This window comes from Arsenicibacter rosenii (assembly GCF_001870735.1).
GTDB classification, from domain to species: domain Bacteria; phylum Bacteroidota; class Bacteroidia; order Cytophagales; family Spirosomataceae; genus Arsenicibacter; species Arsenicibacter rosenii.
The window spans coordinates 44,825-64,924 of record NZ_MORL01000030.1 but is presented as its reverse complement, the minus strand read 5'-3'; the positions used below and the strand labels follow the sequence as shown (position 1 = coordinate 64,924).

The window sequence follows — 20,100 nt, the reverse complement described above, 5'->3', positions numbered from 1 at the left end:
GCAACAGATCGTCCAAAAAGAAATAGTCAGGCGGCCGGCACCCTTGCAATAGTAAAGTCTTTTATTTCGAGGCCATTTTTGTTTAGCGCCTCAAATTTCCATGATTTTCAGGATTTTACTATTATATAATACTACGCAACTTACATTATCTAGTCAATTCCCCACCATTTACGCCGGTTCAGCGTACCGATCAGATCGTCGGGCACCACCTCCAGCACCACACCTCCGTTTTCGTCGTGGATTATCTGCAGGCCGACAAAGCCAAGGTACTGATTCAGCGTCGGAAGCAGTGAGGTATTGCCCTCAATACAAAGCGTATAATACCATTCCAGCGACTGCCCTGCCACCTCTTCCGTCACGGCCTGATAATCTGCATAGCTGTAGCCGATGAACGGCTTCCCGTAGCGCTCCCACATCAGCCGCATAACATCATCCAGACTCCGGCGATGATTGGTTACCTGCCGGATGTGCAGATCCAGAATCAGCGCCGCAATGGCACCTTTGTGGTAAACGGATACCTTCCGGTCAGGAACACCCTTATCGTAACCATCCAGCCATAAATCCCATGACGATTCGGTCAGCGACTGAAAGGCGCGGTCGCTCACATCGAAGTGACGCTTAAACGTTACCTGTAATTCTTTCAGGTAGGCCGCATCCGGGAAAACGCCTGCCCGACGCAGCAGCAGATCGCCGTAGTAAGTTGTGACGCCTTCGGCCACAAAGCAGGTCTGAAAGTAATTTTCGCGGGTCAGGTCATAAGGCAGCAATTCCTGCGGCCGTATCCGGATGATGTTCCAGGCATGGAACAATTCATGCGACGATACCCCCAACAGGTCGATATAAAGCCCCTCGCCTTCGTCGTCGGGCCCCAGCACCAGCATCGTGCTGTTACGATGTTCTACCCCATGGTAATAAGCCGTTGGCAGGACAATGGTCAGAAAATGATAATCGGCTTCCGGAAACTCCCCGAACAAATCCAGCTGAGCAGCCGAAAAACGGCTGAAATCATCGATAATCCGCTCATGGTCCGGGACAATGTTTCCCTGAAACCAGACCGTAAACGGCACCTCGCCGACCGTATAGTCGATGCGCTGCAGATCAGGAGCCGCAATCAGAGGCGAGTCAATCAGTTCGTAAAAATCGCTTGCCCACAATTGCTTTTCGCCCGACGGCTTCAGGCCGCAGGCAACGGGCCATTCGTCCGGAATGGCAAGGGTAAGCGAACACGGTTCGTCGATGCGCCCTTCCGCATACACACACAGATTGACCGGATTGACATACAGGAGCGTGTCGCTGATAAAGCTGGTTCCGGCGTTGATGATACTGGTAAAATAGTTGTAGCGGACGACCAGACTGGTAATGCCTTTGGTCTGGACCAGCCAGCGGTCTTTGGTTATTTTCCGGAACGGCACCGGATGCCCCGCCTGATCATAGATCGCAAAACGCTGAATATTTCTGGCGAAATGCTGCAGTTCGTACCGGCCAGGCCGCCAGGCCGGTAACTGTAACTCAACCGTATCTGTGGTAATATCACGCAGATACGCGTCAACGGCGATGTAATGAGGTAACTGCGGATCAGCAGACAAAATATAATGCATAGGTGACAGGCTCTGGTAAACGGCTTTGGGCAACTACTCCCATGACAATGAATAGGCCTGTAAAGTTATAACCTAATGCGTCTTTTTAACTTTATGGCGATCCTCTAATTAACCGGAGAACCAATATAATACACCCGAAACCCACCCTAACGGGCACTACCCTAAACTTTACCAAATATAAATTTGGTTTATCCGGCCTGATCGGTTATTTTTGCGGACTCATTTGGGAAACAGCGCTCCTGAGCAGATAATACAATGAAAAGAACTTATCAACCATCAAACCGCAAGCGGAAAAACAAACACGGATTCCGCGAGCGTATGAGCAGCCACAATGGTCGTAAAGTATTAGCACGTCGTCGTGCTAAAGGTCGTTGGAAACTGACTGTATCAGACGAGAAAAAAGGCGACCGCGTTAAACTGTAAGGTTTTTCATCAGGTGCCTGACCCTCTGCCGGGTTTGTTGACCAAACGGAACACAAATCACTGTAGATCTCGAACTGACAGCATTATGAAACAGACGTTCCAGAAAGCCGAACGGCTGACCAACCAAAAGATCATCGATCGCTTATTCAAAAGAGGTAGCACGGAAATCCAAACGTTCTACCTCTTTCCATTTAGGGTGGTTTATCTCGATGAACAACCGCTTCCGGACACACCTCCTTCCCCGCTTCCTTCTATTCTGATTTCTGTCTCCAAGCGCAGTTTTAAACATGCGGTCGACCGGAATGTCGTGCGCCGGCGGGTACGCGAAAGCTACCGGCTCCATAAATCTTTATTATTTGGCACCGAAACATCCGCCCCTCCTGCTTATATTGCTTTTTTGTATACCGCCAAACAAATAATTTCGTTTGAAGAGATAGAAAAAGGCATGAAATTAGCCTTACGAAAACTGGGCGGTGACCAATCCGTGAAATTTCGTGCCTGATAGTTCGGTTGTTTCCTGTATTACTCCATGATCGCAGCTCCCCGGGGCAAAAGCAAATACATGTTTATGAAAAAGTCTATAAAAGCCTTAGCGCTGGCTGGCCTCGTGGCCGGAGGTGCGTCGCTGGCGGCCTTCAAAACCGATGACCGGTTCTTTGAAATTGCCCGCAACCTCGACATTTATGCGACCCTTTTCCGTGAATTAAACATGTACTATGTCGATGAGGTAAATCCGAACCGGATGGTCAAAACCAGTATCGATGCCATGCTCAAAGCCCTCGACCCGTATACCAACTTCTACGCGGAAGAGGAAATTGAGGATTACCGTACCATGACGACCGGCCGTTATAACGGCATCGGGGCACTTGTGGGCGTACGGCAGGGCAAAAGCGTAGTCATGATGATTTATGAAGGCACACCAGCCGAAAAATCAGGACTGCGCGTTGGAGATGAAATCCTGAAAATTGATGGCGTAGAAGTCCGCAACCGCCCCGAAGACGATAATACCGATAAACTCCTGCGCGGACAGAACGGAACAGCCGTTAAGCTGACCGTCCGCCGCTACGGCGAAAAAGACCTCCTGACCATTCCGGTTACGCGCGACGTGGTGAAAATGACCAACGTGCCGTATTTCGGCATGATCAACGATGAGGTGGGGTATATCGACCTGAAAGACTTTACCGCCACGGCCGCCCGCGAGGTCCGGCAGGCCGTTATCGATCTGAAAGCCAAAGGTATGAAAAAGCTGATTCTCGACGTTCGTGAGAACCCGGGCGGCTTGCTGAACATGGCCATCGACATCTCTAACCTGTTTATTCCGAAAGACTCAGAGGTGGTAACCACGAAGGGGAAAGTTCAGGAATGGAATAAAACCTATACGGCTATGGCACCGCCACTTGATCTCGATCTGCCGATTGTGGTACTCTGTAACAGCCGTAGTGCTTCGGCCGCCGAAATTGTATCGGGCGTTATCCAGGATTACGACCGCGGGGTACTGATTGGCCAGCGGACTTACGGCAAGGGGCTTGTGCAAACAACCCGTGACCTGTCGTTTAATACAAAAATGAAGATCACAACCGCCAAGTACTACATTCCGAGCGGTCGGTGTATTCAGGCTATTGACTACAGCCACCGCAATCCGGACGGCAGTGTCGGTAAAATTGCCGATTCGCTCAAAACAGCATTTAAAACCAAAAATGGCCGTGTCGTGTATGACGGTGGCGGTGTGTTGCCGGATGTGATTACCGAAGCCAATAATCCGACGCCGATTGCGCTGAGCCTGAGCAACAAGGGTTTGATCTTTGATTATGCCGTTAAATACCGGCACGATCACCCGCAGATTAAACCGGCCCGCGAATTCCGCCTGACCGATGCCGAGTATCAGGACTTTGTAAACTGGCTGAAAGACAAGGAATACGATTACACAACACAGGTTGAAAAAGACATCGCCGGCCTCGAAGCCTCGGCCAAAAAGGAGAAGTATTTTGACCTGATCAAAGACCAGCTGAAAGCCCTGCAAACCAAGGTGTCGCACAGCAAGGAAGCCGATCTGATGACCTTCAAACCGGAGCTGAAACCAATGCTCGAACAGGAAATTACGGGGCATTACTATTTGCAGAAAGGTATTAAAGAATCGTCGTTCAACAATGATCCGGAGATGAAGGCTGCGCTGGACCTGTTTAAGGACATGAACCGTTATCAGTCTATTCTGAAGAAATAATAAAGTACGGGCTTACCGGAAAGGGAGACATGCCACGCATGCTCCCTTTCTGCCTTTTATCTTAGTACCCTATGCTTCTTTTATCCATTGATACCTCAACAACCATCTGTTCGGTTGCACTGCACCAGAACGGTACGTTACTGGGGAACTATGAGTTATTTACCGAACGCACGTCATCAGCCATGCTGACAACCCTGATTGATCAGGTGGTGCAGCATACCGGTTTTTCGTTATCGCAACTGGATGCCGTTGCTGTTGCCAAAGGCCCCGGCTCCTATACCGGTCTCCGCATCGGCGTGTCAACGGCGAAAGGGCTTTGCTTTTCGCTCGATAAACCCCTGATCGCTGTCAATACCTTGCAGGGGATGGCCGAACATATCCGGCCGTTCTATGCTACCCGGGCTACCGGCAAACCTGTGCTGATCTGCCCGATGATCGACGCGCGGCGGATGGAAGTATACTGCGCTTTGTTCGACACAGCCGGCCATGAAGTGGCTCCCACAGCCGCGAAAATTATTGATGAAGCGTCCTTTGCGGCAGAGCTCGCTATACACACCCTTGTTTTTGTCGGCGATGGTGCTGCTAAATGCCGGTCGGTACTGGGCAATCACCCCGACGCCCTGTTTCCGGAAATCGTTATTTCGCCCTCAGCCCGCCTGATCGGCCAGCTGGCAGCTGATGCCTGGCACCAGGGCCGGTTTGAAGACGTAGTTACCTTTGAACCGTTTTACCTCAAAGACTTTATGGCCACGACCCCGCGCAAGCTGGTATAAATTATTAATTGTCAGCCTGAAACAGAAAAAACGCTTTTTTGGGTGATTTTTTTCCGGCAAACGCTTGCCAAAACCGGACAAAACCTATTATATTTGCAGTCCAAAACGGTGGTTGTAGCTCAGTCGGTTAGAGCGTCGGATTGTGGTTCCGAAGGTCGTGGGTTCGAACCCCATCATCCACCCCCGTAAAAGCCTCACAAATGTGAGGCTTTTTTATTTTTCTTCTTTCCGATTGGGCTAAACCGGCCGACAAATTGCCAACTTTTTTTTGACAATTCTGTTTTAAGGGTATGTTCACCGCCGTACCAAATACCAATCGTCAACATACGCTCATCGTTTTTTTGTTAGTGCTCAGCCATCTGGTTGGCGCTGTCGGTTTACATCTGCCGATGCTCGCACCCTTATTTAAGCTGCTTGTTCCGGTCAACCTGGCAGTGTCGCTGGCCTTGCTGCTCTGGTACCATACCGACTGGTCGGCTTCCTTCAAAACCTATATACTCATTGCGATTCTGACCGGCTTTTTTATTGAAGTAATCGGGGTAAAAACCGGCCTTATCTTCGGGCATTATGCCTACGGACCGGTACTCGGACCGCATCTGTGGGGTGTACCGCCTATGATTGGTTTCAACTGGCTGATGTTATCATACTGCTGTGGCTCCGTATGTTCACGGATAGCATTTTCTGACTGGACAAAGGCTGCAGTGGCTGCTTCACTGATGGTGCTGCTCGACATTTTTATCGAACCGGTAGCGATCAGGCTAAATTTCTGGCATTGGTATGGGCAGTCGGTACCGCTTCAGAATTACGTAGCCTGGTGGATTGTTTCTTACTTCCTGTTTATCTGCTGGTTCCGTCTTTCGTTCACAAAAAACAACCGGTTGGCCGGTTGGCTGCTACTTTCACAATTTCTTTTCTTCATATCTCATATTTTACTAATTCTTGTTTAATCTTTGTAAAACAAAACAGTTAAACACCAGGTTGTATAATAAATAAGTTGTCACTAAACAGCTCTGTTTAGTGATTGACTTGTTCTGTATCATTCGTTAGCTTGTACCACTTTTTTCCAAACTGCACAGTTTGGCACCAATGCGACGCCAGTGTCTTTACTTTTTAATCGTTACTATTTTGTCCCATGAGCAACTATTCCATCAAGGATTTAGAGCAACTTTCCGGCATTAAGGCCCATACGTTGCGCATCTGGGAGCAGCGCTATAACATCATAACGCCTAAACGGACGGATACCAACATCCGTACGTACGACGATCAGGACCTCAAACTCGTCCTGAATATTTCGCTGTTGAAAGATCACGGATACAAGATCTCCGATATCTCACGCATGTCGGTAGAAGAAATGTATCGGGAAGTGGTCAAAATTTCGGACCGGCAGCTCAACTACCCCGATCAGATTCACGCGCTTACCATTTCGATGATTGATCTGGACGAGGAGCGTTTCGAAAAAATCATCAGTACGAACATTCTCCAGTTCGGTTTCGAGAACACGATGATCCATATCATCTATCCGTTCCTGAGCCGCATCGGTACCCTTTGGGTAACAGGCTCCATCGGGCCGGCGCAAGAGCATTTTATCACGAACCTGATCCGGCAAAAGCTGATTGTTGCCATCGACGGGCAGGTCAGTAAACAACGCCCTGACGGAAAGAAATACCTCCTGTTTCTGCCGGAAGGCGAACTGCACGAAATCAGCCTGCTGTTCGCGAACTACATTATCCGGGCACGCTACAACAAAGTGATTTATCTCGGGCAAAGCCTGCCATTTGCAGAGCTGGAATTTGCCTATAACGTACACAAACCGGATTACATCTTTACCGCTATTACCTCCGTACCGTCAAACCACGAAGTACAGCCATTCGTCAATCGCCTGGCCGCTGCCTTTCCGGAAAGCCATATGCTGATGACAGGGTATCAGGTAGTTGGTCAGGACATCGAACTGCCGGAAAATGCAACAATTGTCAATCACATCGACGATCTGATCCGAATTGCCGGTTCATAACCAAACTAGTATGGGACACAAAAAAGCCCGGTTTCTAGTGAACCAGGCTTTCCCATACAGGCACTTTCGATTGGCATCGAAAAGTATTGTTAAGCAACGTCTCGAAAGACTATATATGTTTTGGACGAGCTAAATCTTCGTTTGATACAAATCATCAATCAAATCTTGTGCCAGATAGTAGCCTGTCATCTTAAAAGTTGCTCTTTTTTTGAATGTATCCTTAGAATTTAAAGCCTACCTCTAGTGCAAGGATCCGTTGTTTTGACACCAGATCACGCCCCCGGGCAACATCCAGTAAACCACGCTGATAGCTTAACCCCAGATTGAGTGCATTTGTCTGATTCAGCTTATACTGCACACCGGCTCCCAGCAGCCAGGTAAAATCAGCAAAGCCGTATTGCCGGCGTGTCCCGCTTTGTTCAGCAGCCAGATACAAGCCATTCCGCTCCGGATCAACCGCTTTTTCAGCCAGTTTGATATCAATCAGCCCACCGGTCTGCAGATACAGCCGGGCATTAGGAAATACATTGTTGGCAAACATTTTCACCGTCGCCGGTATTTGTGCATACTGCATGTTATAGACCGAACGCTTTGCCGGGGCTGCCGGATCCCAGCGGGTTTGGCCAAACGATCCGGGCATTACATATCCCGAACGCTTGATGGTATACCAGATTCCTGAGCTAAAGGCATAGCGGTCCTTGAAAAAGAAATAATCCAGCGAAACGCCGATGCTCGGGCGAAGGCCCAGCCCATTCGGGGCAAAATTCTGATAAGCCCCCTGCCCTTCGGCGGTGTTTACGTTGAAAACCGGCGAGAACCGCAGACTCATTTCAATCAGGTGACTCGGCCGCTCATAGTCCGGATAGTTATCCTGACCGGACTGCTGCCGGCGGCGCAGTTCGCTCTGATACTGCCGGTCGGCGGTGTTATTTTTCCCCTTTTTCTTTTTTCCTTTCCGGTCATCCCGCTCATCGACATACGACTGTGGTTCGGTTTGACGTTGATCGTAGGATGGGCCCAGAATCTTTTTCAGGCGACGCTTCGTCACCGGCGATAAATCATCCGTACCCGACGTACTGTAGTTACCCGATTGCCAGGCCGGCTTTTGTGCTGTAACCAGACCAGGTAACAGGAAATAGCCAAAGATTAAGGTCAGGGCTGCAACTTTTTTCATAATTTTGTACGTTTTCAAGAAAGAAAACCTGCTTACACGCATGCATTTACGGGTTGCCCTGTGGGGCTTTTTTTGTATTCTCCTGATCAACTCATGTACCAAACGTGAGAAAGTTACCCTCCATCGGCTCGATCAGGCCCTGTTTTCAGCCAAATCGCGCGACAGCATCCAGGCTTTTCTGAACGCCAACGCTGATGTGGCCCGATTGTATTTTAACACGACTACTCCGCAGCAGCCCGGCAATGATACAGCCCTTGTCAACGAGTTATACAACCGGATTAACGACAGTACCCTCAACGTATTGTACCGGCAGGTTCAAAACGAGTTCGGCCCGGCAAAGGAGCTGCGCGAACAGCTGGCAACGGCATTCACCAACATTCACAGGGAGTTTCCGGATTTCCGGTCTCCGCGTATCGTAACGATGGTAACCGGCTTTATGGGTCCGGACCTTGTCATCACTGATAGCCTGATCGTGATTGGTCTTGACTTTTTTGCCGGCCCGAAAGCCACATACCGGCCACGCGGCCCGGAATTTCCGCAATACATCCTCAAGCGCTACCAGAAAGAGTACATCGCTCCGGCCGTAGTGTTCGGGATTTCCGACAAATACAATGCAACGGACCGTCAGGATCAAACGTTACTGGCCGATATGGTGTATTATGGTAAAGGCTATGTCTTTACCAAATCCGTTTTACCCGGCTCAGACGGTCAGCCCCTGGCCGACAGCCTCCTGATCGGATACAGCGATCTGCAGCTCACCGAGACCTACAATGCGCAGGACCTTGTGTGGGCGCACTTTATTGACAATCAATTGTTATACCAAACTAGCCCATCCGTTAAAATGCGCTACATGAATGAACGTCCGTTTACGGCCGAAATCGGTGCCCGGTGCCCCGGTGCGATTGGCCGCTGGGTGGGCTGGCGCATCGCAGGACGCTATTTTGACGAAAAACAACCTTCCTTAAAGGAGTTAATGGCCCAAACCAACGCCCGCCAGCTTTTTGAGCAATCGGGCTATAAAGGTCAGGCCGACGAAAAGGAATAAACACATAAAATGGTCAGGCGACAAGCCTGCCGTCTCTTAGTACAATGGCAAAGCATGGCAGAGGGTTTGGGAGTGAAGCAAGCCCCGAGGATAAGAAGAAAATCAGCCGCGAAGGTTTAACCAGGACCTTCAGAATTTTTCGGTTTATCAAACCTTACCGCTTACAGTACATACTGGGGTTTGGTTTTCTGGTACTCTCAACCGGCACAACCCTGAGCTTCGGACTGATTATTAAAGAGGTAACCAAGGTTCTCGAACGCAAATCAACCTACACCATCAACGAAATTATTCTCTTTTTCGTAGGTATTCTGGTTATCCAGGCCGTTTTTTCGTTCAGCCGGATTTACTTTTTTGCACAGGTCAGCGAACGGTCTATGGCCGATGTCCGCCGGGCCGTGTACAGCAAAATCATTACCCTCCCGGTTTCGTTTTTTGAGAAGCGCCGTGTTGGTGAACTGACGAGCCGGATTTCGGCCGACGTATCGCAGTTGCAGGATGTACTGTCGCTGACACTGGCTGAGTTTTTCCGCCAGATTGCGACGCTGGTTGTTGGTACGGCCATTATCCTGTATGTATCGTGGAAGCTGACGCTGTTTATGCTGGCGACCTTCCCCGTGCTGATTATCTCGGCTATTGTGTTTGGCCGGTATATCCGGAAGATGTCGAAGCAGGCACAGGATGAACTGGCTACGGCCAACGTCATTGTGGAAGAAACGCTGCAATCGGTCAATGTGGTCAAAGCGTTTACGAACGAACGCTTTGAGATTAACCGGTACGCCAATGCCCTGCAACGGGTCGTTAATGTTGCCCTGCGGGCATCACGATTCCGTGGCGGCTTTGTGTCGTTTGTCATTTTTGCCCTTTTCGGCGGGATAATCGGCGTACTCTGGTACGGGGGCGGTCTGGTTTTGTCGGGCGAGATGGCCTTATCCGATCTGATTACCTTTATTTTCTATACCGGCTTCATTGGCGGCTCGGTAGGGGGTATGGGCGATATGTATGCCCAGATCCAGAAAACCATCGGTTCGTCGGAGCGCGTGCTGGAGATTCTGGAAGAAACGCCGGAAGTCGATGTCGAAACGCCACGGCCTGCGTTGCCGCTCGACGTACAGGGTACCGTAGCGTTTGAAGGCGTCCGGTTCTCGTACCCTGCCCGGCCCGATATTGAGGTACTGAAAGGCGTATCGCTTCGGGTGGAAGCAGGTCGCAAAATCGCACTTGTGGGCCAGAGCGGCGCCGGCAAATCGACCATTGTTCAGTTGCTGATGCGGTATTACCCGATTCAGAGCGGTCGCATTACGGTCGATAACAAACCCGTTCAGGACTTTGACATTACCGATTTACGCCAGAACATTGCCATTGTGCCGCAGGAAGTGATGTTGTTCGGCGGTACGATCCGCGAGAATATCGCATACGGTAAACCGGACGCGACAGAGGCCGACATCATCGAAGCAGCCCGTAAAGCAAACGCACTGGAGTTTATCGAGTCATTCCCTGAAAAGTTTGGAACCCTGGTAGGTGAACGGGGTGTTAAGTTATCGGGCGGGCAGCGTCAGCGCATTGCCATTGCCCGCGCCATTCTGAAAGATCCGGCCATTCTGATCCTCGACGAGGCGACCAGCTCGCTTGACGCCGAATCGGAGCGGCTGGTACAGGAAGCACTTGATGAGCTGATGCAGAACCGCACGACCATTATCATCGCGCACCGGCTGGCAACCATCCGGAAGGTTGATACCATTTACGTGCTTCGCGAAGGACAGATTGCTGAAACCGGTACACACGACGAATTAGCCGCCCTCGACGATGGCCTTTATGCTAATCTGGTGAAGCTACAGTTCGAAACCATTGATTAAATTTGTTATCGGGTAAACGATGATCGTTTACCCGATACCTAAAACCGATACAGCCATGACTACAGCACAAATGCTCAAAAGCTTTGATCTCCGGCATACCAGCAGCCGCGAAGAGGTGCTTGATCTGTTTCTGAAGGCTGGCCACGCCCTCTCCCACGGTGATATCGAACAAGGTCTGGGCCCTGATCATGACCGCGTTACGATTTACCGCACCCTCCGGACATTCCTCGACAAAGGCTTGTTGCACAAGGTCCTTGATGACGAAGGTAACCCTAAATATGCCCTTTGCCGTGAGACCTGCGCACATGGCCATCACCACCATGAGCACGTACACTTCAAGTGCCAGGCATGCGGACAGACGACCTGTCTCGATCAGGTGCTGATTCCGCAGGTATCACTGCCCACAGGCTACGAATCCAAAGAAATGAACCTGCTGATTCAGGGTGTCTGCTCTGACTGCACCAGATAAGCGGCTATTTCACAAAGCTGGCTACGGCCTGATTGCGGGTCGTCACGTGCTGTTTTAAGGTAGCCAATGCACTTGTAAAGTTCGTCAGGCTCGTCAGGTGCGAATAGGGCGCCTGCTCTTTTTCCGTTCCGTTTACGTATGGAGTAATCAGCGTTGTGTATTGCTCAAACAACGCATTCATTTTAGCCGGTGTAAAAACGGTCTCGTTAAATTCCTTCACATACTGTTTATACTTCGCATAGTATACCGGATCATCGGCCACATAGCGGATTAACGGCCATGTTCTGGCGACTTCCGTCATTTCCAGCGACACCGCCCTGCCGGCACCGCTACTGCTTGTCATCGACTCATTTAAGTCCCACGGAATCCACGTCAGCCCTTTTGAGGGGGCATTGTAGAAATAATGGTTGTGGGCCATGGCTCCGTAAGCGTCCCAGTTAACGATGGTATTATTAACCGCCAGGTAATGCAGATAGTGGTCTACATTCAGTGTTTTTTCCAGATTTGCCCGCCACCCGGCAGCATCTGTCGTACGGTTTGCGGCGTTCAGCGCCGTAACAAACGCCTGAGCATCACTGTAATCGGCTTCTGTTTTATTGTTTTTCTTCTCGAACTGACTTTGTACAAACGAGGCAAACGTTGATTCGGGTTTGTAAATATTGCCCTTATCTTCTCCGAACTGTGTTTGTACCATGGTATCATCGACAACTTCTACCATGGTATACACCCCGCAGTACTTTTTACCCGCCCCAAAGTCAATGTATACTTTATAAAACGCCGTCCGGGCCGCCGGTATGCCGGCCATACGGAAAATATCAGCCGCAGCCTTCTCCCGGATCAATGAGTTATCTTTAAAGCCCGGCGACATCGAAAGCTCTTTAAAGCCATAAAGCCGCTGGTCTTTAATCTCCGTGTAGGTATCTTCGAACTCGTCCATGTTCAGCCGGAACGGTAGTTTATAAATCCCGGATCGCCAGGTCGACGACAGGCTGGAGTTTCCTTTAAGCCGGAAGCCAACCTTGTTCCACGTTTTGCCGTTAAACTTCATCGTAACGGCCACATAGGCAGGTTCGGTCGTCGAAAAAGCGCCGCCGCCGCCACCCGTGCCGCCGGTACCGAAATCGCTGCCGGTGATTTTTTTCATATCGGTCCGGATCGCGGTCCAGTCGTCGGCCGTCATGGTAATCTCGAGCGTATTAACCTGTGTCTGAGGGAAAATAATGGTGTAATCCGGAGCGGCGTCTTTGCCATGTGAAGCCGTTGTCCAGTCGGGATTGGCCTCCGTAGCATTGGTAGAGCCGGAGCTGTTTGTCGGATCTACCGTTTTATGGCAGGCAGCAAATACCCACACGATGAGGCATAAGGTGGTAAGGGAAAAAGGTTTCATATTGGTTCAACTGATTACAAGGGAGTTACTGGCATTACGCCAAACAAAGGCCCTTCCGTTGCAAACCAATCATGAAAAAAACATCCTCCTTACTTCCCCGCCTTCGGAACACGGGTCAGCATCGCGACTCTGCCCTTACTGCCGACCGCCCAGCAAACACCGCCCGCACAGCTGATGGCATGAAAGCCCGACTCATCAATCGGTGTCCAGGTTTTGCCGAAGTCGTCGGTGTAACAGGTTCCTGACGGCCCGACCGCCACCAGCCGGTTGGCAGTCAGCGTGCCGATGGCTTCCTTGAGTCCCGCCGGATTGGTCGTGCCCCCCGGTTGCCAGGTCTTACCACCGTCCTGCGTAATGGCTACGTTGCGGGAAGCCAGCTTTTCCTGTTTATAGTCTCCGCCAATGGCGATGCCTTTCCGGCCGTCCTTGCTGAACCACAGGCCAAACACCCCGGCACTCGGTCCGGCTGCCAATCCTGTTTCGGCGACCGACCAGGTCACCCCGGCATCTGCCGACCGGAAAACACGGCCACTCGTAGCACCGCCCGACCCAATCCAGACCTGTTTCTGCTTGCCAGACCGCGCCAGCAAGCTCGTCCCGCTGGCGGCAAACGCAGCTTCGCCGGTAGCCATTGCCGGCAGATTATCCGCAGGAACCTGCTGCCAGGTTTTACCACCGTCCTGCGTGCGTAAAACAACCCATTTACCCCCAATCGGATCGCTGAACACAATCCCTTCATCCGGACTCCAGAAGTCGATTCCATCGAAAAAGACACCGGCCTGTTTGTTTTCGCAGAGCAGCTGCCAGGAGTTGCCCCCGTCCGTTGTTTTGTAAATACGCGCCTGCCCCTGTTCGGCAGGGCCTGCCGCCATCAGATAGGCCGTCTGCGCATCCACCGCATATACATCGCGGAAATCGCAGGCTTCGGCGCCTTTTACGGTACCGGCCTGCCAGTTCGTGCCGCCGTCGGTCGTGCGGACAAATGTACCTTTCGTACCACCAATCCAGGCGACGGCCTTACTTACGGCCGATACGGCCCGGAAACTGGCATCGGTATTACTTTGTTGTGGCTGCCACTGCGCAAACCCTGTCAGCGGGAACAGCAAACACAGCATGAGTTTTTTCATACGGTTTCAGGATTAATCAGCGCGAAATGGGCAGCGGCATTGCTACCACATCGGTTACGCTCGTACGGGCATCAATGGGCCGTATCCGGAATGAGTAGGTATAGGTTTTATTCGCCGGTAACTGATACTCCGGATGCGTCCGTGGCGACCAGCTGTCATCACCACCCAGCCCCATCTGTTGCATATCAATGTTGACCAGGGTAATGTTGCCGCGCTCCGGTGTTTGCTGCGCCGGATTTTTCGCTGCCAGCAAGGCTTCATCCGTATAATCCCGGACATTTATATTCATCAGGTTCCGGTCGGTCGACGACATACTGGCCGGATTGCTGATGATCAGCACGCCCAGCCCTGAATCTTCCGTAATCTGTGCCCAGCGTACATCGGTTTTATTGCCGTTCTCCTGTGCCATAATGTATGGAAAATACTGGTCAGCCACTTTTCCACTATACAAACCAACACGTGCCGATTCTTTGCGGTCCCAGTAGCTTTCAAAGGGTCCGCGCCCATACCACTTTAGGTTTGTGAATGACGGAGCCAGTTCCAGCTGCGTACCGACCCGCGCCAGTGGTGGCACAGTGCCCTCTGCCGTCACGGTTGTGGATACCTGAATATCGCCGGTGCCAAACACCGTATAATCCGTCTGCTGAATCAGCTTACCTTCCGTCAGGCGCACCTCGTTGGTACTGCGGATTGTCACCATTTGCCGCTGATTAACCAGCACCTGCATGTCAACCGGTGTGGCCAGCGCAGTATCTAACCCGGCTTTGCGCCAGCGTGCGGCAAAGGAAGCCGCCCCACCCCCTTCGTCGTTATCGGTCGGTACCCGCCAAAAACCGGGTTGCAAACCGTGCTCGATTACCTTTTTCCCGAAATAGAACAGTTCGGCCAAACCACCGGCCTTTTTATCGAAAATCATGGCCAGGTCCTTCGTGCGGATGACCACCTTATCCGGCGAAACCGTGGTTTTAACCGGTGGCAGGCTGCTGATGCCCATTGGCACCATGCCCGACGGACGGGTACGGATCGGGATTTGCTCTGAGGCTACGACATGGCCCACCGGTGCCCACGGAGCTGCCTGTTTGGTCACAACCGCGACATTCAGGAAATATTCACTGCCGTTGTTCATGCCCGCCGGTAAACGAAGCGGTAAGGCCACTAACTGGGTCTGTCCCGGCTGAGCATTCAGGTTATCGACCGTTCCTTTCTGGACGGCTTCCCCGTTGCGGATCAGCGTCCATTCGAGTTTGAACTGGTCAAGACCAAGGAAATCGTAGGTATTTTTGAGTGTAATCCGTGCCGAAATATCCGTCCGCTGTTCGGCAGAAACGGCCCCCTGTGTCCCGATTTTGACATATTGGTAAACGTATTTTACTTCGTTAATCTCCGGCTGCGGCATACGGTCAGGGTTCACTAATCCGTCTCCGGCATTGGCCCCGTCGATGTAATTGATGTGGGCTGTATACTCCTGCCCGGCCTTATTTTTCAGCCGCAGTCCCTGATCAACCCAGTCCCAGATAAAACCGCCCTGCAGGCGCGGGTATTTGTCGATAGCCGCCCAGTAATCTTTCAGGTTGCCAATGCTGTTACCCATGCCGTGTGCATATTCGCAGACAATAACCGGGCGGTTCGGGTCTTTTTCCATCAGCGTCAGCATGTCATTCACCGACGGATACATAGTCGAAATGATGTCGAAGTTCGACAGCGAAGTCGGTGTATAGGGCGCGCGGCCTTCGTAATGGATCGGGCGGGACGGGTCAACAACGCGAATCAGTTCGGCCATGTCCTGAAAATTCTGGCCCATGCCCGATTCGTTACCCAATGACCAGATCACGATAGACGGGTGGTTTTTATCCCGCTCGACCATCGCCCGGCCACGGGCAATAAAGGCATCCCGCCACTCCGGCATGTTGGCCAGAATCACGTTTTTGCCCCATAAATCATGACTCTCGATATTGGCCTCGTCAATCACATAGAGCCCGTATTCATCGCACAGGTCGTACCATTCCGTCACATTCGGGTAATGCGAGGTCCGTACGGCATTGATATTGTGTTGTTTCATCAGCAGAATGTCGCGGACCATGCTTTCGCGGCTGATCACGCGGCCGGTCGTCGGGTCAAACTCATGCCGGTTGACGCCTTTGAACGTAACGGCCTTGCCGTTGACCAGCAACTGGCCACGGCTCATGTTCACTTCCCGGAAACCGACGCGCTGCGTTACGGTCTCAATGGTCTGCCCGTCGGCATTCAGCAGTTGCAGGCTTAGGGTGTAGAGATTAGGGGTTTCGGCCGTCCAGAGCGCCGGAGCTGTAACCGGCTTCGTGATCCGGAACATTTTGTCCATATCAGTACCCACGGCATCGGCAGCCATCAGTTTTTCACTGAACACCGGCTTACGGGCGGGGTCATACAACGTAATCCGGAACTGGTTCGTCAGATCTGCGCGACCGGTCAGGTTACGCAGATAGGCTGATACCTTGAGGGTTGCGTCCTTATATTGCTCGTCCAGATCCGTAATGATCTGAACATCGCGGATATGCAGGCGCGGCTTAGCCACCAGAAACACATCGCGGTAAATGCCCGATAACCGCCAGAAATCCTGGTCTTCGAGGTAGCTGCCGTCAGACCAGTTAATCACCTCGACCGCCAGCACGTTTTCGCCGCCGCCCGGCCGTACCTGATCGGTAATCCGGAATTCGGCCGGTGTCATGCCGTCTTCGTGATAGCCGATAAACTGCCCGTTCAGGTAGACATAACAGGCCGACTGCACACCGGCAAAATGCAGATATACTTCCTGCTCCTGCCAGTTGGCCGGTGTCGTAAACCGTGTCCGGTACAGGCCAACGCTGTTGGTATCCGCCTGTATGCGTGGCGGCGTTGCCGGAAACGGGTGTTTGATATTGGTGAAGATCGGGCGGTCATACGGGCGGCCTTCACGGGCACCTACCACCTGCCAGTTCGACGGTACGGGCAGATTATCCCAGGTCTGGTCGGGAGTAGCAGGATCATAGAAATTCTGAGGCACAGCGCCCGGATGTTTCATCCAGCGAAACTTCCAGGTACCGTTCAGGCTTTTAACAAAAGGGGAGTTTTTACCGTCAAAGGCCTGGGCCTCGCTTTGGTAAGGTACAAAGCTGGCATGTGGCTTTTCCACGTTCTTGCTGATAACCTGCGGATTTTCCCAGTCGGGCACCTGAGCAAAGCAATATGTTGATAGTACTAACGGACAGAGAACGAGTAGATGTCTTTTTTTCATGAGATAAGTTACAATAGCCTCAACAGGTACGGAAATAACTATATGTACGTTTTCTTATAGATGCGTTTTAAGGCAAATTTCGTTAAAACAAGCAGTTACGCATCATGCTACACTGCCTATGGTTTATGAATTAACAATAAAACAACCTAAAATTAACCACATAGCCAGCAATAGTCTACATTCAATATGAAACATATTTTTCTGACCTTATCCTTACTTATTTTGACTGTTGTGACCGGCAACGGTCAAACGCGGCGGCGGAATTCGTTGCCGGAGCCCTCAAATGGCCCGATTCCGGTAGTCACGGCTCCTCAGACGCGCCTCCTCGAAAGCATGTCGATGGGCAGCACGCTGCTCAATACACAGGTCAGATATTCGGTTTATCTGCCCCCCGATTACTACACCTCAAACCGGCGTTATCCGGTGGTGTACCTCCTCCACGGCCTCGGCGACGATGAGACTAGCTGGATTCAGTTCGGGGAGGTAGACCGCATCATGGACGAACACATCCGGACAGGACATCTGCCGCCAATGATCATTGTGATGCCCGACGCCGCCAAAACGTGGTACATGAATGATTATCAGAATAAATACCGGTACGAGGATATGTTTGTGCAGGAGTTGATTCCGCACATCGACAAGACGTACCGCACGCGTGCCGGTCGCGAGTTCCGGGCGGTTTCGGGATTGTCGATGGGCGGTCACGGAGCACTGCTGCTGGCGATGCACCACCCCGACCTGTTCAGTGCTTCAGCGGCCATGAGCGCCGCCGTCCGGAGCGACGAGACCCTGAAGGCGATGGACGACGAAGGTTATAACCGCCGGTATAGTGTGCTGCTCGGGCCCGATCTGAAAGGCGAAGACCGGATTACGGTTCACTGGAAGCGGAACAGCCCGCTGACGCTGTCAAAGTCAGCACCGGAAGGTGATTTAAAACAAGTGCGCTGGTATCTCGACTGCGGCGATGACGATGCGCTCACGCAAGGCAATGCCGAACTACATCTCGCCTTACTCCAGCGGAAGATTCCGCACGAGTACCGCGCCCGCGACGGTGCCCACACATGGGTCTACTGGCGCACCGGCCTCCCCCTTGCCCTGGAGTTTATTGCGAAGGGCTTTGAAAGGTAAAGAGTGAAAGAGCGGGAGAGTGAAAGAGTGAAAGAGTGAAAGAGTGGGAGAGTGAAAGAGCGACCGGGTTCGCGGCAAAAAAGTGAAAGAGCGAAAGAAGCGGCTTGTACCTGTTCCTTCGCTCTTTCACTCTTTATCTCTTTCGCTCTTTATTACAGTCCCTGTGCAATGGTGCTGCTCAGGCGGAGGAGTTCGATTTCGGCGGCTTTGGCCGCATATTCCGCGTTGATCAGACGCGCCTGAGCGGCCACGGCATTCCGTTGCACATCGCGGAATTCAACGGCTGTTGAGTTTCCGACGCGGTAACGTTCATAGGCAATATCAATGTTCTGGATCGCAATCTGGTAGTTCTGTACTTCCAGGTTCAACAGCGTCAGGCTGTTGCGGTATTGGGTATACGTCTGATCGAACGCCTGTTGCAGCAAAACCTTCTGGTCGGCTTCCTGATATTCAGCAATCAGTTCATTAGCCTTGGCGTTTGCGATAGTCCGTTTGATGTTGCCGCCATTAAAGATCGGAATGGCGGCCTGAATGTTGTAGGTCAGACCGGTGTTGCGTGCATTACCGATACCAAAGCCCCCCTGGTTATCGATCCGGGTATAGTTATAGGCCGTCTGTAAGTTAACTGTTGGCAGCCGCGATGCCCGGGCAATCTGCGTATTCCGGTCGGCAACACGCCGGTTCAACTTGGCATTTACCAGCAGCGGGTTGTTCTCGAACAGCGACTGCCGGAGCTGGTCAGCCGCCAGGTCGGTTTTCACCAGAATGGTATCCCGTACGGCGAATTCCGTCGACGGGTCCCGCACAATCAGGCTGTTGAGCAGGATTTTGGCATTTCGCAGGGTCTGTTCCTGAGACACCAGCGCCGAACTATCAGCATTGTAATCGACCTGCGCGCTAAGGAAATCTACCTTCGACCGGGTACCGACTTCATAATTTGCTTTGGCCAGATCGAGGCGTTCGCGTGAAATGCTCAGTGCCTGGCGTAGTGCCAGAATCTGCTGCAGTTGCCGGACCACATCGTAATAGGCCGTAGCCACGTTGGCAATGGTGGTTTCGATATTTAACCGGGTATTTACCTCGCTGATTTTTACCAGATCGCCCAGTTGGTCATAGGTAATGAAGTTAGAAAATCCGTTGAAGAGCGTATAGGTACCCGTCACACCAAACACACCGGTACGGTTAAATACACCGTTTGCCGTTTGTCGTGGCCGGATGTTATCCAGGAAACCCTGATTCAGATTTTGCAGTGATCCGTTGCTGTTGACGTTACCGGTCACTACAGGCAAAAGGCCGGCATTACCCGGAATCCGGTTGTTGCGCGCAATCTGTTCCTGCGTTTTGGCGACCTTAATCTGATAGTCCTTTTCCAGCGCCATGGTAATGGCATCTTTCAGGGTCAGTTGTTCGCCCAATTGAGGAACGGAAGCTACCGTTTCGGTTCGTTGAAGGGCACGTTGAACGGGGGTAGGCTGTTGTTGACTATACGCTATAGCAGGAAGCAAAAACAAAAGCGACCAGGCTGTGTATTTCATTGATGAACACTTTTTGGGTAAATCCGTCAAAAATACAATAAAAGTGGTACAAGCCTCAAGGTTTGTGTTTACCATCCTCTTAATCATGGCAATAAATCGACAG

16 protein-coding genes and 1 tRNA gene are annotated in these 20,100 nt (G+C 51.6%); 11 read left to right on the top strand and 6 right to left on the bottom strand.

What is annotated here, in order from left to right; all coding sequences use genetic code 11:
* Window positions 1–149: 149 nt before the first annotated feature.
* Window positions 150–1,598, bottom strand: coding sequence for a M61 family metallopeptidase (locus BLX24_RS27170; protein WP_071506379.1), 1,449 nt, complete (start codon window positions 1,596–1,598; stop codon window positions 150–152).
* A 255-nt stretch (window positions 1,599–1,853) separates the two neighbouring features.
* Here BLX24_RS27170 and rpmH point away from each other — a divergent pair, with 255 nt between their 5' ends.
* The 7 genes from rpmH to BLX24_RS27140 all read left to right on the top strand — a co-directional run bounded on the left by rpmH (window position 1,854) and on the right by BLX24_RS27140 (window position 7,026).
* Window positions 1,854–2,021, top strand: a complete 168-nt coding sequence (gene rpmH, locus BLX24_RS31855) for a 50S ribosomal protein L34 (protein ID WP_083422208.1) — start codon at window positions 1,854–1,856, stop codon at window positions 2,019–2,021.
* Between the two features lie 85 nt (window positions 2,022–2,106).
* The gene (locus BLX24_RS27165; protein ID WP_071506378.1) at window positions 2,107–2,523 is read left to right on the top strand and encodes a ribonuclease P protein component; all 417 of its coding nucleotides are present in this window, start codon (window positions 2,107–2,109) and stop codon (window positions 2,521–2,523) included.
* A 66-nt stretch (window positions 2,524–2,589) separates the two neighbouring features.
* Window positions 2,590–4,242 (top strand): S41 family peptidase, encoded by a 1,653-nt coding sequence (locus BLX24_RS27160; protein ID WP_071506389.1) that lies wholly within the window; start codon window positions 2,590–2,592, stop codon window positions 4,240–4,242.
* A gap of 71 nt (window positions 4,243–4,313) precedes the next feature.
* Entirely contained in the window at window positions 4,314–5,015 is a 702-nt protein-coding gene (gene tsaB, locus BLX24_RS27155) for a tRNA (adenosine(37)-N6)-threonylcarbamoyltransferase complex dimerization subunit type 1 TsaB (protein ID WP_071506377.1), read from the top strand.
* A 108-nt stretch (window positions 5,016–5,123) separates the two neighbouring features.
* Window positions 5,124–5,197: transfer RNA gene (locus BLX24_RS27150), tRNA-His, on the top strand.
* A 108-nt stretch (window positions 5,198–5,305) separates the two neighbouring features.
* Window positions 5,306–5,962, top strand: coding sequence for a carotenoid biosynthesis protein (locus BLX24_RS27145; protein WP_071506376.1), 657 nt, complete (start codon window positions 5,306–5,308; stop codon window positions 5,960–5,962).
* Window positions 5,963–6,147: 185 nt separating this feature from the next.
* Window positions 6,148–7,026 (top strand): MerR family transcriptional regulator, encoded by an 879-nt coding sequence (locus tag BLX24_RS27140; RefSeq protein WP_071506375.1) that lies wholly within the window; start codon window positions 6,148–6,150, stop codon window positions 7,024–7,026.
* A 220-nt stretch (window positions 7,027–7,246) separates the two neighbouring features.
* On the opposite strand, the gene BLX24_RS27135 is transcribed toward BLX24_RS27140, so the two are convergent.
* A complete protein-coding gene (locus BLX24_RS27135; protein ID WP_071506388.1) occupies window positions 7,247–8,200 on the bottom strand; it encodes an outer membrane beta-barrel protein in 954 nt (317 codons plus the stop codon).
* A gap of 40 nt (window positions 8,201–8,240) precedes the next feature.
* Here BLX24_RS27135 and BLX24_RS27130 point away from each other — a divergent pair, with 40 nt between their 5' ends.
* Genes BLX24_RS27130 through BLX24_RS27120 form a run of 3 tightly spaced genes read left to right on the top strand, consistent with a single transcriptional unit; the run spans window position 8,241 to window position 11,567 of the window.
* Entirely contained in the window at window positions 8,241–9,245 is a 1,005-nt protein-coding gene (locus BLX24_RS27130) for a gliding motility protein GldB-related protein (RefSeq protein WP_071506374.1), read from the top strand.
* A 44-nt stretch (window positions 9,246–9,289) separates the two neighbouring features.
* Window positions 9,290–11,098 carry an ABC transporter ATP-binding protein gene (locus BLX24_RS27125; protein ID WP_071506373.1) on the top strand — a complete coding sequence of 603 codons (1,809 nt, stop codon included), beginning with the start codon at window positions 9,290–9,292 and terminating at the stop codon, window positions 11,096–11,098.
* A gap of 55 nt (window positions 11,099–11,153) precedes the next feature.
* On the top strand, window positions 11,154–11,567 hold the full coding sequence (locus BLX24_RS27120; protein WP_071506387.1) for a Fur family transcriptional regulator: 414 nt from the start codon (window positions 11,154–11,156) through the stop codon (window positions 11,565–11,567).
* 4 nt (window positions 11,568–11,571) lie between these two features.
* Here BLX24_RS27120 and BLX24_RS27115 read toward each other — a convergent pair whose 3' ends face one another.
* The 3 genes from BLX24_RS27115 to lacZ form a co-directional block, all read right to left on the bottom strand.
* Window positions 11,572–12,954, bottom strand: coding sequence for a CotH kinase family protein (locus tag BLX24_RS27115; protein ID WP_071506372.1), 1,383 nt, complete (start codon window positions 12,952–12,954; stop codon window positions 11,572–11,574).
* An 89-nt stretch (window positions 12,955–13,043) separates the two neighbouring features.
* Window positions 13,044–14,081 carry a WD40/YVTN/BNR-like repeat-containing protein gene (locus tag BLX24_RS27110; RefSeq protein WP_071506371.1) on the bottom strand — a complete coding sequence of 346 codons (1,038 nt, stop codon included), beginning with the start codon at window positions 14,079–14,081 and terminating at the stop codon, window positions 13,044–13,046.
* A 16-nt stretch (window positions 14,082–14,097) separates the two neighbouring features.
* The gene (lacZ, locus tag BLX24_RS27105) at window positions 14,098–17,334 is read right to left on the bottom strand and encodes a beta-galactosidase, LacZ type (RefSeq protein WP_071506370.1); all 3,237 of its coding nucleotides are present in this window, start codon (window positions 17,332–17,334) and stop codon (window positions 14,098–14,100) included.
* A gap of 186 nt (window positions 17,335–17,520) precedes the next feature.
* Between lacZ and BLX24_RS27100 the strand changes: the two genes are divergently transcribed.
* Window positions 17,521–18,462: an alpha/beta hydrolase gene (locus BLX24_RS27100; RefSeq protein ID WP_071506369.1), complete on the top strand. Its 942-nt coding sequence runs from the start codon at window positions 17,521–17,523 to the stop codon at window positions 18,460–18,462.
* A gap of 152 nt (window positions 18,463–18,614) precedes the next feature.
* Here the strand turns inward: BLX24_RS27100 and BLX24_RS27095 are convergent, their stop codons facing one another.
* Window positions 18,615–19,997 (bottom strand): TolC family protein, encoded by a 1,383-nt coding sequence (locus BLX24_RS27095; RefSeq protein WP_071506368.1) that lies wholly within the window; start codon window positions 19,995–19,997, stop codon window positions 18,615–18,617.
* Between the last annotated feature and the right edge of the window lie 103 nt (window positions 19,998–20,100).